A 13,987-nucleotide genomic window follows, 5' to 3' on the forward strand; every position below is an offset into this window, starting at 1 on the left:
ACAGGTTTGAGTTAGTAAATCGGGTTGTAAATCGTGAAATTCGTCAGGCAAACCGGGTTCAGCAGGATTCTCACTGGGTAAATCATACATCGTTGGCAGTGAGGAGGTGTGAGGAAGATTTTGGGGAGTTTTTACCATGACCAATGGGAGAATGCTCTACAGCACCATTTTATCCTAGCTCTTGGGAGGCTTTAATCAACTCAAGGGAGAGAATCCTATTTTCCCAAGAATTGCACTCAACGCAGAGATTAAAATGCACAGTTTTCCGGTAATGGGTTTTCATCTGCGAGGGAGGCCGCAAAATTTTCAGGTAACTGTACCGAGGTGAACCCCTCTTGGACAGTCCCTTGCATTGCTTGCGGACTATATCCAGTGTTGTTCATGTGGACTCTGACGGTTACGGGTTGGTTGGGTTGTATCGCAACGGGGGAACTGCTGCGGGTAAAGGGTTGTTCTTCGACGTGGGAATGAAGCAAGACGCGACGGTGAATTAATTTTCCGTTTTCACTCACCACTTCTCACCAGTCTGCATATTGTTCGCATCCGGTATCAGGACTCTGGACTGTCACCTGAAAGGTATAGTTTTCGGGGTTTCCGGTGGTTTCAATTTGGGTAATTTTGGCGGTAGGTTGGTTTTGACGGGTTGGGGAGGGGGAGTCGGGAGATTGGGAAATGGGGGAGGGAGAGGAACAACTGATCAGTAAACTGCTTGTGGTTAAGAGGAGTCCTTGGGAAATTTTCCACAACATAGGCTGTTAGTATTAATGTCTCTTGTATTGTAGTCGGACTGTCAGTGTTCAGGTGATTTCCCTTTTATTAGCCTTGTTAAACCCAAGGCTAATAGTTTAAAACCGTTAAAAACGGGTTGAGTGGCCAATGAGACCATTAAACATTTCCGGGTTGAAATAAGTCATCAAGGACTGACTACGGATGAATAAACCCTCTCTGAATGCTCACTGTTTACTGTTTGCGGTGAATTATTTGAGCACATAGGTGGCTAAGACTTTCTGCACATCATAGATATTCACCTTTTTTTTGAATTCTTTTTCTAGAGGTTCTGGATCACTGCCAATCCAGATTTTTAATTCTGCGTCAGAATCGAAATGTCCGGCGGTTTCGATGCTGAATTTGGTAATTTTGCTATAGGGAATTGATAAATATTCGACTTTTTTTCCGGTTAATCCTTGTACATCTACTAACATCAGTCTATAGTTGGTAAAAACAAAGATATCTCGAAAGACATGAAAGCCAATTTCTATTACTTCTTCTTCTGCTAAAAGCTGACCGTAATCGGTTTCTAATTTTTCTGGGGAAACCACGCCAGCATTGCCTTTTAAATTAGATAGTAATCCCATAATGTGTTTTGCTTTGGTTATTTTTACAGTTGTTGATCACTTCTCCTAGAAGGAAAGTAATTAATCGTCGTGAGTAAATATCATGGGCTTTTTTCCCTCACGTTTGTTCGCTTGTAGTCTAATACCTTTTGACTAATTTCGACAAATTCCAGTTTCGGGAGAAGGTAATTTCCTCTGTTGTAACGTTAATTTGGTAAAATGTCTAGGGGGTGGGGCAATTTTGTGATTCATCCACTACTGACGGGAGTTATCCACCACTGACGGGAGGGATTAAAACGACTTCATCCCCGTCTTGTAATGGGGTGTCGGGGGGGACAAATTGTAAGTTCACGCCAAAGCGGGTAAGATCGCGCCAGGAGAGGAGGTGGGGGTTTTCTGCGATCGCACGCTCTAAAACCGCTTTTACTGGGGTATTCTCCGGAAACTCCCAGTGTAACTCGGGTTGCTGATAAACCTCTTGATACACGGCAAATAGTTTAACTTTAACCTGAATCATGGGGATTGTACGGAAAGGGGTTGATTTTCGATCAGTTGCTCAATCTCCGCCATGGCGAGGGGGCGACTGATACAATAACCTTGTACAATATCACAATGGAGGGAGCGTAAAAACTCCAACTGGTTTCTAGTCTCCACCCCTTCAGCCACTACAGTTAATCCTAATCCATGGCCAAGAGCAATAATAGATTTCACAATGGCCACGTCATGGTCATCTAAGGTTAAATCATTAATAAAGCATTTATCAATCTTGAGGGTATCGAGAGGAAACAATTTTAAGGCCGATAAAGAAGAATATCCAGTCCCAAAGTCATCCATGGCAATTTTCAGGCCAATTTTTTGTAACTGTTTCAACACCCGAATAGTATAACTCACATCTTGAATGGCAATACTTTCCGTAATTTCTAATTCGAGTTGATGGGGATTAATCCCTGTTTGTTCAATTAACTGCTGAATGCGGAGGGCTAATTTTTTATCTTGAAACTGTCGCGCTGAGAGATTCACAGAAATAGTTAAGGGGGGAAACTCTTTCACGTGCCATTGTTGTAGTTGCTCACTAGCGGTTTGTAATACCCAATCCCCTATTGGCATAATTAACCCCGTTTCTTCGGCCAAAGGGATAAACTCCTTGGGAGACACCCACCCTTCCTCTGGAGACTGCCAACGTAATAACCCCTCAACCCCAATAATTTGATTGTGAGTAAGAGAATATTGGGGTTGATAATAGAGAAGAAACTCCGATCGCTCTAAGGCTTTATAAAGACTATGTTCTAAAGCTAACCGTTGTTGGGCATAGGTGCTGAGATCAGGGGTATAAACTTGATAGGTGTTGCGGCCTTGTTGTTTCGCCTCAAAAAGAGCAATATCGGCGTGTTTTAACAGGGTATCCGTATCTTCCCCATGGTAGGGCGCGATCGCAATTCCAATACTCCCTTTCAAATATAAATCCTTCCCCTCACAATGAAACGGCACATTTAACGCTGCAATAATTTGTCTAGCCACCGTCTGTGCCTTTTGCGTATTCACCAGAGGACAGAGTAAAATCGTAAACTCATCCCCTCCCCACCGGGCCACCACCTCCGCATTATCCAAACAACTCACCAGGCGTTTTCCCACTTGCTGTAACAAGCGATCGCCCACATAATGCCCTAACGTATCATTAATCCGCTTAAACCCGTCTAAATCGAGAAATAACACCGCCACCAACTCCCCACGAGTCAGATGACTATTCGCCAACGCCAAAGATAAATTCTCACTAAATAACGTCCGATTCGACAACCCCGTTAAATAGTCATGATAGGCTTGATGGCGCAGCATTTCCTTAATCCGCCGTTCCATCACCGACATATACACATGAATACCAATCGACTGGGCCAGCTTCATTTCTTGGTGCGTCCATTGGCGAGGAATCCCCTTTGTTACCTCTCGCCATAACTTAAAAGACTGACGGGGTAAGCGGTTACGCTCATCTTGGTTCACTTGGCCGGCCCAAAGGGTTTCCGTCGTAACTTCCTGACGAAACAGCGTTAAACAGCCAATGCACCGTTGATGATACTGTAACGGAATAATCAACAGCGAGCGAATTTTCCCGAAACTGGCACTCAAACTCGACAGTTGCGGATGATCTAACACATTGGCCACATGGTAAGTCTGGAGATGGTAGGCATCTTGGGGGGTAGGTAAATCAGTTTCGTATTGCTGACAGGATTCACATTCGGGGTGAGTGATCCCCAGAATTTTTTTCCAAAACGGGGTTTCTTCAATAATCGGAATGGCGGGTTGCACCCCCAAAGTGTAGAGAGGAAAATAATTAGAGGAATGCTCCAAGGCAACATAAAGGCGAATCCCATCGCTCTTGGTAGCTTGGAGAATTTCTGCTATGGCTTCTTTTTCTCGTTGTTGACTGGGGCATTGGGAATGAAGAATTGTGCTAATTTTATTCAAGGCCGCCTCATGTTCTGCTTGCTGTTGCGCCCTTTCCACCAGTTGAGACTGGGCCACAGCAATTGAAAGTTGATCGACCATCAATTGAATAATTTGTAATTCCCGTTCATTAAAATTCCGGGGTTGACTGTGATGAGCCACAAATAACCCCCAAAGAGAATTGCGGGCTAAAATGGGGATAACCAACGAAGACGACACCCCCATGGCTTTTAAATACTCCTGATGACAGGGATCAACCGGGGTATGACGGATATCTTCCATTTCACTGTGATCCTGATCTGGATGCCAGGGGAGTAGATCGGAAGTTTTTTGCCCAGAGTCCACATCCACAATCACCCGTTGGCGGGTTTGTATAAAGAGACGACGTGCTTCGGGGGGAATATCAGTGGCCGGGAAGCGCAACCCTAATAGAGAGGGTAAAGTATGAGGATGTAAGGCTTCGGCAATGACTTCCCCACTCCCATCGCTCATGAAGTGATAAACTTTAACGCGATCAACCCCTAAAAAAGCACGACTTTCCCAAGCGATGGTTTGTAAAATCTCGGATAGGTTTCGAGAGGAGCGAATTTGCTGGGTAATGCGCGTTAATAGGGTTTCTCGGTCTGGGAATAAGGGACAAGACGGGCCTTGCTCTGGAGACAACCGAGGAGAAGTCTCTGGGGCAGTTGCGTCTTGAGCATCTGGGGAAGATACTTTGTGATCTTGGGGTTCGACCATGCTATTTGACTCTCGTTAGCAGATGGGCAATAGTGGATCAATTGAATTGTTCAAACAATTTAAGCTCAATTGAGTTCTTTACACTACATTTAGGCTACTATAATCTAGGATAACGGTTGATTTGATGCAGCTAAAGCGGTAACGGCGCAAGTTTGATTTTTCACCTTAAACTCCCTCCTACGTGGTATGGCCGTGGTATGGTTTTGCTGTCTCATTTTTGATAACAGAGAATGCGTCTATGAATCTCGATTCTGAATCCCTCACTACCCTATCTGATGTAGCAATTGTAACTCCCTTTCCCGTCCCTTGGGCAGAGCAGTTACATCAAGCAGATTTAAATCCAACCCAGTTAATTTTTCCGGAGACGGTGGAGGGGTTAAGTCAAGTGTTGGCCTTGGCTCAGCAGGAGTCGCAACGGGTGAAAATTTGTGGCCAGGGGAGTAAGTTAGGGTGGGGGGGAGACACCCCGATTGATTGGGTGATTAGTACCCAACGGTTAAATCGCTTAATTGACCATGCGGTGGGGGATTTAACGGTGACGGTAGAAGCGGGGATGCCCTTGGCCGTGTTACAACAGCAGTTACAGGAGACGGGGCAATTTATTCCCCTTGATCCGGCTTATGGCGATCGCGCTACGATAGGGGGGATTATGGCCACTGCCGATGCTGGAAGTTGGCGACAACGTTACGGGGGAGTCAGGGATTTAGTGTTGGGGGTGTCTTTGGTGCGGGCGGATGGTAAAATCGCCAAGGCCGGGGGACGAGTGGTGAAGAATGTGGCGGGCTATGATTTGATGAAGTTATTAACCGGGTCCTATGGGACATTGGGTGCGATCGCAACAATTACCCTACGCACGTATCCCATCCCCCCCCACTGTACAACCATTTTATTAACCGGGGAACAAGAAGCCATTGCCCAAGCCAGCCAAACCCTCCGCCAATCCTCCCTAACGCCCACTCGCGCCGATCTATTGTCCCCTCAAATTATACAAGAATTAAACCTAGGCAATGGACTCGGTTTACTGGTACGCTTTGAAAGTATAGCCGCCTCCATCCAAAAACAACGGGATACCGTCGCCCAAATCGGCGAAAAACTCAGCCTCACCGTCACTGATCCCCCAGATGCAGACATTTGGGCCAAAATTCACCCTTTGACCAGAAACCCAGAAAATGAGACTGCCATAACCTGTAAATTCGGCTTACTCCCCACAGCCGCCCCCCAATTCTTAGACCAATTAGACACATTCCAAACCGCTAAAATAAGGGGACAAATTCACAATAATAGCGGCCTAGGAGAACTCCATTTAGAGGGAGAAAATACCATCGAAATTATTAACACATTAAGAACAATTTGTCAAGAAAATTCCGGATTTTTAACCCTATTAGACGCACCAAAAGAGAGCAAACAGCAAATCGATCCTTGGGGATATCCCGGCAACGCTTTACCCCTTATGCGAAAGATTAAACAGCAATTTGATCCTAAAAACCTCTTGAGTCCAGGGAGTTTTGTAGGAGGGATTTAGAGACTTGACAGTTGATAGTGAATTGGTTTCTGAGCTTTTTTAGTTGATTAACTGACAAAAGTTGTGAGAGAGCAGTGAAAATGAGGAGTACAGGGAATTGACAAAGGGGAGTAGGAGGGAATATTACGTGCTATAATACTACCAAAATTAATGAGGAGCTAGAAAAGTTGAAGGTGATTCTTTGTACTCATAACAGTGGTGGTGTAAGAAAAACCTCTTTAGTTAACATGATGATAAACAACAGCAAAAGTACACCAATCAATGCTCAAACCAACGATCAGAATTTTTCTCGTCCTCAGAAGTTAAGCGAAAGAAGCAAGAAGGAAAATTATAAAACTAAAACAGCAATTGAACAAGGAGAAAAGCAACTTCAAGAGCATTCGGAAGAAGGAACGCTGGAGTTAATGCTAACTGATACAGCATTTAAGCATCAAAAAGAGGTTGCAAAAGCTTTTGGATATTCACAACAAAATGTAGCATCAATGGCAATTAATTACGTTAACTTTTATATTCAAAAAAGCAGTATCAGTGTTACTGAACTGCTCCAAAGTGAAGACTTCCTGAAAAAAGAAGAGCAGCGTAGCAAAACTCAAAAAATTGAGCTTACTTGGGAAATAGAAGATACTTTGAAAAGAGTGGGACTCCAAGATCAACCTAGTGAATGTGTTATGCTAGGAGTTGACCTACTCTACAAAAATAATTGCCAATTTGATGACCCAACTCTAACCCCAAGCAATAACGAAAGTTCAAACGATAAAAAATGAGTAGATATCGAGTAACTAACGCTCTAATTCAAGGCATTATAAGTGCGGATACATCAACTAAACAAGAACTAGGTCGTCGTTTTGCTTATAGTTTAGGATTAACTCCAGGCCCTCTAGGTGCAGATGGTGGCATAGATGGAAAGGGATTTGTAGATAATGCCAAAGTTTACTTTCAATCGAAGCTAGAAAACAAAAATTTAGGTGCAACGGAAGCTGATAAGTTTTATGCAATGATGAATCGTGATAATAAGGCAGACATTGGCATTATGCTTGCTGGAGTGGGTTATACTTCACCCACTAAATCTCATCCCACTGCTGGCTTTAGAAACCGACTGCTTGGTTATCCAGATATTGACCGCTTTGTAATTCATCTTCTAACGTTACGAGATATTTTTGAAGAAACTGCTGAGTTTGAAGCTGCTACGCAAAATTTACCAACTTTACGAGCATTGAGTCGAGAAGCATGGAAGTTTTTGTAGTTATGCTTGTTCTATAACAGTATATTCTTGTTGACTTCACAGAATTAATCTGCACTTAATGGCCGTACAGAATTAATCTACCTCTCAAGACAAACCCCATCCCCCGCTTCCTTCCATTCAAAATCTCAGAACTAGGATAGAGGCTTCTTTTCCCCAAATGCGGTTTACTGAGTATAGTAGACCCTCCCTCAAGAAGATGCAAACCTCAGAAACTCCCTTTCAATCCTCCCAGAATACAGCAGACTCCCTGCAAAACACTGCCTTCGACTATAATAACGAACTCAAAAACAACGAAGTCAAACAAGGATTTGACCCCAAAGACCCCCCCAAACAAGACTTAATTGATGCTTGCGTCCACTGTGGGTTTTGTCTCGCCACCTGTCCCAGTTATCGCGTCATCGGGAAAGAAACCGACTCCCCTAGAGGCCGAATTTACTTAATGGATGCAATTAATAAAGGAGAGGCCAGTCTAGACGAAACCACCAGTCAACATTTTGACACCTGTTTAGGCTGTCTTGCCTGTGTGTCCACCTGTCCCTCTGGAGTCGAGTATGATAAACTCATTGCGGCAACTCGACCCCAAGTGGAACGAAACCAACCGAGGACTTTAGGAGACCGAGTGTTTCGCAGTCTCATTTTTAATCTCTTTCCCTATCCGGCCCGTCTCCGTATTATTTTAATCGTCCTCTGGCTGTATCAAGTCTTAGGAGTCCAAAAATTAGTCCGCGCTACGGGACTCTTAAACCGCTTTCTCCCTCGGTTAGGGGCAATGGAGTCCATTTTACCCCAACTCTCGCTCAAACAGGTATTAAGCAACGATTATCCTGATATTATTCCCGCCCAAGGGGAAAAACGCTATCGGGTGGGGGTTATCTTAGGATGTGTGCAACGATTCTTTTTCTCCCCCGTCAATGCGGCAACTGTCCGGGTTTTAACGGCCAATGGGTGTGAGGTGGTTGTGCCGAAAAGCCAAGGGTGTTGTGCTGCATTACCCGCCCACCAAGGCCAAGAGGCCCAAGCGCAGGAGTTAGCCCGGCAAATGATTGATAGTTTTGCCGATAGTGAGCTGGATTATATTATTATTAACGCTGCCGGATGTGGTCATACCCTGAAAGAATATGCTCACATTTTGAAAGATGACCCGGTTTACAAGGAAAAAGCCGAAGCATTTGTCAATAAAGTGCGGGATGTGCAGGAATTTTTAGTGGAAGTGGGACTTACGGCGGAGTTATCCCCGGTGACTGAGGAGAATTTAACGTTGGTGTATCAGGATGCGTGTCATTTGTTACATGGGCAAAAAATCAGTGTCCAACCCCGTCAACTGTTAAAACAAATTCCCAATGTAACGTTAAAAGAGCCTCTCGATGCGGCGTTATGTTGTGGGAGTGCGGGGGTTTATAATATGCTTCAGCCGGAGGTGGCCGATGAGTTAGGCGAGCAAAAGGTTGAGAATTTGGTGAATACGGGGGCAAGTTTAATTGCGTCGGCGAATCCCGGTTGTTCTTTACAGATTATCAAACATTTACGGTTACAAGGACACGAGATGGGGTTAATGCACCCGATGGAATTATTAGATGCGTCGATTCGGGGGGTCAAAATCGGTTCGTAGTGGGGCTTTTAAGCCCCTAACGGGGGGTAGGGCTAAAGCCCTTACTACGAACTTAGTTTCTTCGAGTGAGCAAAAAATACTCTAATTCCTTTCCCTGTTCCCTTCTATCACAAATTGAAATGCACAACAGCTTACGAACTTAATAGAAACTGGGTTAACTTAATTGAACGACAGGCCGATCTTCTAATAAGATTCGATCTGTTAATAAATCTTCTACTGTAATTCGTAATGAACATTTTTCATCAACTCGAAACTGGATTTTAACTCGATCTTTGCCTGGGTTTCCGGGTGGAGATAAGGTGGCAATGGTTTTTGCTGAGTCGGAATCATTTAATGGTTTTACCGCAGTTTCTCCACTATCTAATGTCCTCGTCACTAACCTATCCCCATCAAAATACACTTCTGTACTACTGGTTGCTGTCCCCAATTCTCCAATAATTAATTCAAGACTGGGTTGATTGTCCACTGATGGACCCAAGGTTAATTCTACTGGGGTTTCCATGGGATAGGCTTGACCTGCTTTAATGATAGGATGCCAACTATGTCCATTATTACGTCTGTTCCAGTAGCGTATGCCGTAACTGTGATAGAGAAAGTCTTTGAGTTGGAATCCTTGGGCTAATTGTAATGCTCCGGTGGCAATGGCGGTAAAGGGTCGATCTGCTTTAATTTGTTCTTCGGTAAAATATTGTTTAACCCATTCTTGTACTGCTGGAATTTGTGTTGTTCCGCCAACTAATAAAACTCCATCAATGTCGGTGGTTTCAATTCCTTGTAACCGTCCCCGTTGTAAAACTTGGGTCATTAAGTTGTCTAATTGGTTAAAGAAGTTTTGTTGTTGTAAGATGTCCCGAAACTGTTCCCGATTTAATCCTAATTCGTAACTTTCTAATGTTTCATCATTAAAATAAACTTCTTTTGCGTCTGGGTGGGTGGAGAGTTGAATTTTGATCCGTTCTGCTAATCGACTAATTAACGAGGTTTTTGGGACTTTTTGGGTCTCGGCAAAATAGTCCACTAACCAGCTATCAATATCTGAGCCGCCTAAATTTTGCCCAATTTTTGCTAGGACTCGCGCTGTTTTAATTTTTTGACTGGAACTTTCTCCTAGTAGTTTCTCTCCCCATTTGAGGATAAACCCCATGGGTTTTGCTTGTCCTGCTTCTCCTAAATTTAATTGAACGAGGGATAAGTCAATGGTCCCTCCTCCAAAGTCCACTACTAAGAGGACATCTTGTTCGGTTGTTCCATATCCTAATGCTGCTGCGGTGGGTTCATCGAGGATGCGAACTTGGTCAATATTTAAGGATTGACAAACTCCGGTTAACCAGTTTCGATAGGACTCGAAGCTATCGACTGGAACGGTTAAGACGAGGGAGTCTGGGGGGTTGTCTTGATTGGTGATTTGTTGATTTATTTGGTCTAAGAGGGTTTTGAGATACCATTCTCCGACTTGTTCAAAGGTGACGGTTTTTCCGTCTAATTCGGGTAAAAAGCCTTGAATTTCTGCACCGATACCGCGTTTAAAGCTGCGGAAAAAGCGGGGATCGGTTTGTAAATCTAGGCCGCGATCGCGCACTTGCTGCCCTATTAACACTTTACCTGCTTCGGCCTCGGTCACATAGAGCAAACTGGGAATCAGGGGTGGATTTTCTGCAATTTGCTGAGATAACCCCGGAAGACTCACGGTTTCGGCCTGTTGGGTTGCAGCATTCCACCGGGTGATGACTGTGTTACTTGTACCAAAATCAATTGCGATCGCCATGCGTCAATTCAAACTAATAACCCGCTTATTCTCTACTGTAGCCTATTGTCCGGCGTTCGGCCATACTCCGCCATCGATCTACAGTGACGAGTTCCCCTCTGTTCCCCTAAAATACCCCTACAAACCAGCGAAACACAACACTATGACCCCTGATCTCATTAGCTTACTCATTCTCGCTCTGTGGAGTATTCCCTTAAATCATATCCCTGCTGTAGGCCGCACCCTCAGTGGGGGAGTAGAATGGGCGATGACCAACCGGGATAAACTGCCGGAAACGGACCCTTGGGTGGGACGGGGAGACCGGGCCCAACGCAATCACCATGATAATCTGGCCATGATTGCCATTGTCATTCTTACCGCCCAAATTACGGGACGCACCGATAAGATTACCGCCATTGCCTCGATTGTGGTGGTTAGTTTCCGGATTTTGCACGGTATTGCCTATTTAATCGGGATTCCGATTTTGCGATCGCTCTCCTATTTTATCTCTCTCTTAGCCCTTTTCGTCATCGTCTGGCGCATCATTGCCCCTCAACTCCCCTTCTAAGGCCCCAAGACTGCCCTGAGCCTTGCTACACTAAAGCAGAATAACTGTTTAACCTCTAACCTCTGCCCCTGTCAAACCATGAACTGGCAAGAAATTTCCGGCAACTGGGTTGTCATCCCCCGTAACCCCTCTGGAGTGATTCATTTTTTGGGCGGGGCTTTTGTTGCTACCGTCCCCCATGTAAGTTATCGTTGCTTATTAGAAGACCTCGCCCAACAGGGGTATGCGGTGATTGCAACCCCGTTTTTCAATACCTTTGATCATTTTGCGATCGCGCGAAATGTCCTTAATGGGTTTGAAAATACCCTCACCCGTCTCCGTCAAAAACGTCTCCTCCCCTCCGGATATCTCCCCATCTATGGCCTCGGCCACAGCATGGGGTGTAAACTCCACCTCTTAATCGGCAGTCTCTTTGATGTCAAACGAGACGGCAATATTCTCATTTCCTTTAATAATTATCCCCTCGAACAATCCATCCCCTTTGCTGATCAACTACAACTCACCCCCACCTTTAAACTAGAATTCACCCCCTCCCCCCAAGAAATGCTAGAAATTGTCGGCCAAGACTATCAAATTCGCCGTAATTTATTAATTCAATTCCACAAAGACGACCTCGACCAAACCGCCGACTTAGATTTCACCTTAAAACAACGCTTCCCCAACCTCATCGCCTATCAAAAAATAGCCGGAACTCACCTAACCCCCGTCAGTCAAGAACTCAACTGGAAAGCAGGGGATATTTTTACCCCCTTAGATGCCGTTGGTCAATGGGTCAAACAACAATGGAATCCCCAAGGCAACAACGACTTTAAACACCTCCAAAGCGAGATATTACGCTGGCTCAATCCTTTAATGGTATAGTGTTTTAAGGCAGAGGGCAGAAGGCTTTAAAAGGCAGAGTTGAAACATACTATAGCGTTTTCATCAAAGTTTTAAACTGACTGGTTTGGCAAAGGGAACAGAAAATCAGGGATACAGGGTTTTTTAGGGTTCGAGTAAAACCCCATGGGGTTTTACCCCTCATTTGAAAATGCTATATATAATATCAAGAGTTTGAGATTTTCTATTCCCTGTTCCTAATCCTCCATGACGACTACTGTTCCCACCATCAAAATTTTACAACAGGCAACCCAACCGAAATGGGTTGAACAAGCGATCGCCAATTTAGACACCGTTCTCTTAGATCATTCCCATTGTGAACGGAAAGCGGCCTCCTTTGCCCTGAACTTAATGTTTCGCTATCCCTCCTATGAGAAATTGGTGAGACAACTTACCGCGATCGCCCAAGAAGAATTACAACATTTTGAACAAGTCAACCAGTGGTTAAAAAAGCGTAATATTCCCTTAGCCCCCCTCAACTCTCCCCCCTACGGGGCCGCCCTAAAAGCCCTCATTCGTCACAATGAACCCCAACGCTTTTTAGACTTTCTCCTCATTGCCAGTCTCATTGAAGCAAGGTCTCACGAACGCTTAGGACTCTTGGCCCAACATTGTCCCGACCCGGAATTAGCCAAATTTTATAAAGGGTTAATGGCCTCGGAAGCGAGACATTATGGAATTTATTGGGTGTTAGCTAATGAATATTTTGATCCAGAAATTGTTGAACCCCGTCTCACAGAACTCTCTCAATCGGAAAGTGAAATTCTCGCCACTCTCCACCCCGAACCCAGAATACATAGTTAACGGCCTATGATCAAGTAAAAAAAGGCAGCATAAAGACACCAAGAAATTGGTAATTGGTAATTGGTAATTGTTAAGGGATGTTGGGTTACGCTACGCTTCACCCAACCTACCCTCCACTACTAGCGAGATAAGCATTTTAAAGGGATAGCTGACAACTGATAGCTGAAGGCTTATTTTCATCTTACGTCTATTAACCCGTTTTAACGGATTTCAGCTATTAGCCTTGGGTTAAAATCCAAGGCATATAAAAGTAACTTAACTGGCTTTTAAAACGCCTTTTTCGCTTTGTTTGGGCAAGACATCCAAAATATCGGTTTTGGCACAATATTCTAAATCTTCGTGTAATGCTAACCGTTCTAACCGTTTCCCGTGGCTGGCTTGGGTGAATAACTCCACCAAACGGTCTTGCCATTGACTATAGAGGGAAATAGCCCCTAAACATTCATCATTGCCCACAATATCGCTATTGTCCTGATAAAACGGTTGTAGCACTGCCCCGGCACAAACGGTATCTTCGAGAGAATAAGAGCCTTCCCAACCTGAGCCTACTAACCACACGGTTTCCGGTTTTTGGGTTTTCAGGTATTCCACCACAGTATGACGGTTCACTTGGGCCGCCGTGACGACGAGAGGGGCATTTTCTACGGCCTGTAAAGCGCGTGTGCCGTTGGTGGTACTGAGAAAGAGGCGTTTACCTTGGACGGTTTCTGGGGTACAGAGTAGGGGGGAATTGCCCATATCGCAGCCTTCAACCTGTTTTCCCCCCCGTTCTCCGGCCCGAATGCGTTGGTTCGCGTCCCATTGCTCACTAACGTTCATTAATAAGTTAATATCACTAAAGGCTTGGACGGCTTCTGCGCCGGAGTTTAAGGCAGTGGCAATGGTGGTGGTTGCCCGTAGCACATCGATCACAACTGCGCAGTCTGGTGTTGTGTCGGTTGGTGTTAACTCTGGTGTGTGATAGACAAAAAATTTCAAGTTATTTTCCCCCGCAAGTTTGGCCAGACTATATCTTATCCGCTTCTGTCTCCCTTCACCAGGGTTTTTAAAGGCAGAGGGCAGAGGGCAGGAGGCAGAGGGCAGAGGGCAGAGGGCAGAGGGCAGGAG

General features: G+C 44.8%; 14 protein-coding genes. 7 read left to right on the forward strand and 7 right to left on the reverse strand.

Annotation, left to right across the window (positions count from 1 at the left end):
- Nucleotides 1-248 precede the first annotated feature (248 nt).
- From PN462_RS01015 to PN462_RS01035, 5 genes are all read right to left on the reverse strand, one after another.
- On the reverse strand, nucleotides 249-512 hold the full coding sequence (locus PN462_RS01015) for a hypothetical protein (protein WP_272125981.1): 264 nt from the start codon (nucleotides 510-512) through the stop codon (nucleotides 249-251).
- Between the two features lie 6 nt (nucleotides 513-518).
- Nucleotides 519-749 (reverse strand): hypothetical protein, encoded by a 231-nt coding sequence (locus PN462_RS01020; RefSeq protein WP_272125983.1) that lies wholly within the window; start codon nucleotides 747-749, stop codon nucleotides 519-521.
- A gap of 228 nt (nucleotides 750-977) precedes the next feature.
- A complete protein-coding gene (locus PN462_RS01025; RefSeq protein ID WP_272125984.1) occupies nucleotides 978-1,355 on the reverse strand; it encodes a PH domain-containing protein in 378 nt (125 codons plus the stop codon).
- 247 nt (nucleotides 1,356-1,602) lie between these two features.
- The gene (locus PN462_RS01030; protein ID WP_272125985.1) at nucleotides 1,603-1,851 is read right to left on the reverse strand and encodes a MoaD/ThiS family protein; all 249 of its coding nucleotides are present in this window, start codon (nucleotides 1,849-1,851) and stop codon (nucleotides 1,603-1,605) included.
- Nucleotides 1,848-4,511 (reverse strand): EAL domain-containing protein, encoded by a 2,664-nt coding sequence (locus PN462_RS01035; RefSeq protein WP_272125986.1) that lies wholly within the window; start codon nucleotides 4,509-4,511, stop codon nucleotides 1,848-1,850. Before PN462_RS01035 ends, PN462_RS01030 begins: the two co-directional genes overlap by 4 nt.
- Nucleotides 4,512-4,749: 238 nt before the next feature.
- Here PN462_RS01035 and PN462_RS01040 point away from each other — a divergent pair, with 238 nt between their 5' ends.
- The 4 genes from PN462_RS01040 to PN462_RS01055 all read left to right on the forward strand — a co-directional run bounded on the left by PN462_RS01040 (nucleotide 4,750) and on the right by PN462_RS01055 (nucleotide 8,885).
- On the forward strand, nucleotides 4,750-6,033 hold the full coding sequence (locus tag PN462_RS01040) for an FAD-binding oxidoreductase (protein ID WP_272125987.1): 1,284 nt from the start codon (nucleotides 4,750-4,752) through the stop codon (nucleotides 6,031-6,033).
- A 173-nt stretch (nucleotides 6,034-6,206) separates the two neighbouring features.
- On the forward strand, nucleotides 6,207-6,797 hold the full coding sequence (locus PN462_RS01045; RefSeq protein WP_272125989.1) for a hypothetical protein: 591 nt from the start codon (nucleotides 6,207-6,209) through the stop codon (nucleotides 6,795-6,797).
- Nucleotides 6,794-7,276 (forward strand): hypothetical protein, encoded by a 483-nt coding sequence (locus PN462_RS01050; protein ID WP_272125990.1) that lies wholly within the window; start codon nucleotides 6,794-6,796, stop codon nucleotides 7,274-7,276. Before PN462_RS01045 ends, PN462_RS01050 begins: the two co-directional genes overlap by 4 nt.
- Nucleotides 7,277-7,472: 196 nt before the next feature.
- Entirely contained in the window at nucleotides 7,473-8,885 is a 1,413-nt protein-coding gene (locus PN462_RS01055; protein ID WP_272125991.1) for a (Fe-S)-binding protein, read from the forward strand.
- Between the two features lie 154 nt (nucleotides 8,886-9,039).
- On the opposite strand, the gene PN462_RS01060 is transcribed toward PN462_RS01055, so the two are convergent.
- The gene (locus PN462_RS01060) at nucleotides 9,040-10,650 is read right to left on the reverse strand and encodes an Hsp70 family protein (RefSeq protein ID WP_272125992.1); all 1,611 of its coding nucleotides are present in this window, start codon (nucleotides 10,648-10,650) and stop codon (nucleotides 9,040-9,042) included.
- A gap of 142 nt (nucleotides 10,651-10,792) precedes the next feature.
- On the opposite strand from PN462_RS01060, the gene PN462_RS01065 reads away from it, so the two are divergent.
- The 3 genes from PN462_RS01065 to PN462_RS01075 all read left to right on the forward strand — a co-directional run bounded on the left by PN462_RS01065 (nucleotide 10,793) and on the right by PN462_RS01075 (nucleotide 12,880).
- Nucleotides 10,793-11,197, forward strand: coding sequence for an MAPEG family protein (locus PN462_RS01065; protein ID WP_272125994.1), 405 nt, complete (start codon nucleotides 10,793-10,795; stop codon nucleotides 11,195-11,197).
- A 78-nt stretch (nucleotides 11,198-11,275) separates the two neighbouring features.
- On the forward strand, nucleotides 11,276-12,058 hold the full coding sequence (locus PN462_RS01070; RefSeq protein WP_272125995.1) for a DUF1350 family protein: 783 nt from the start codon (nucleotides 11,276-11,278) through the stop codon (nucleotides 12,056-12,058).
- A gap of 225 nt (nucleotides 12,059-12,283) precedes the next feature.
- Nucleotides 12,284-12,880, forward strand: a complete 597-nt coding sequence (locus PN462_RS01075) for a tRNA-(ms[2]io[6]A)-hydroxylase (RefSeq protein ID WP_272125997.1) — start codon at nucleotides 12,284-12,286, stop codon at nucleotides 12,878-12,880.
- A gap of 255 nt (nucleotides 12,881-13,135) precedes the next feature.
- On the opposite strand, the gene PN462_RS01080 is transcribed toward PN462_RS01075, so the two are convergent.
- The gene (locus PN462_RS01080) at nucleotides 13,136-13,858 is read right to left on the reverse strand and encodes a 2-phosphosulfolactate phosphatase family protein (protein ID WP_443029027.1); all 723 of its coding nucleotides are present in this window, start codon (nucleotides 13,856-13,858) and stop codon (nucleotides 13,136-13,138) included.
- Nucleotides 13,859-13,987: the final 129 nt, after the last annotated feature.

This window comes from Spirulina sp. CS-785/01 (genome assembly GCF_028330525.1).
In the GTDB taxonomy this organism is placed as follows: domain Bacteria; phylum Cyanobacteriota; class Cyanobacteriia; order Cyanobacteriales; family Spirulinaceae; genus JAQMSD01.

What these genes read in the sequence shown, in the direction of transcription:
- PN462_RS01030 (WP_272125985.1), bottom strand. Translation starts at nt 1,851, where the DNA reads ATGATTCAGGTTAAAGTTAAACTATTTGCCGTGTATCAAGAGGTTTAT.
- PN462_RS01060 (WP_272125992.1), bottom strand. Translation starts at nt 10,650, where the DNA reads ATGGCGATCGCAATTGATTTTGGTACAAGTAACACAGTCATCACCCGG.
- PN462_RS01070 (WP_272125995.1), top strand. Translation starts at nt 11,276, where the DNA reads ATGAACTGGCAAGAAATTTCCGGCAACTGGGTTGTCATCCCCCGTAAC.
- PN462_RS01050 (WP_272125990.1), top strand. Translation starts at nt 6,794, where the DNA reads ATGAGTAGATATCGAGTAACTAACGCTCTAATTCAAGGCATTATAAGT.
- PN462_RS01040 (WP_272125987.1), top strand. Translation starts at nt 4,750, where the DNA reads ATGAATCTCGATTCTGAATCCCTCACTACCCTATCTGATGTAGCAATT.
- PN462_RS01035 (WP_272125986.1), bottom strand. Translation starts at nt 4,511, where the DNA reads ATGGTCGAACCCCAAGATCACAAAGTATCTTCCCCAGATGCTCAAGAC.
- PN462_RS01025 (WP_272125984.1), bottom strand. Translation starts at nt 1,355, where the DNA reads ATGGGATTACTATCTAATTTAAAAGGCAATGCTGGCGTGGTTTCCCCA.
- PN462_RS01075 (WP_272125997.1), top strand. Translation starts at nt 12,284, where the DNA reads ATGACGACTACTGTTCCCACCATCAAAATTTTACAACAGGCAACCCAA.
- PN462_RS01055 (WP_272125991.1), top strand. Translation starts at nt 7,473, where the DNA reads ATGCAAACCTCAGAAACTCCCTTTCAATCCTCCCAGAATACAGCAGAC.
- PN462_RS01065 (WP_272125994.1), top strand. Translation starts at nt 10,793, where the DNA reads ATGACCCCTGATCTCATTAGCTTACTCATTCTCGCTCTGTGGAGTATT.
- PN462_RS01020 (WP_272125983.1), bottom strand. Translation starts at nt 749, where the DNA reads ATGTTGTGGAAAATTTCCCAAGGACTCCTCTTAACCACAAGCAGTTTA.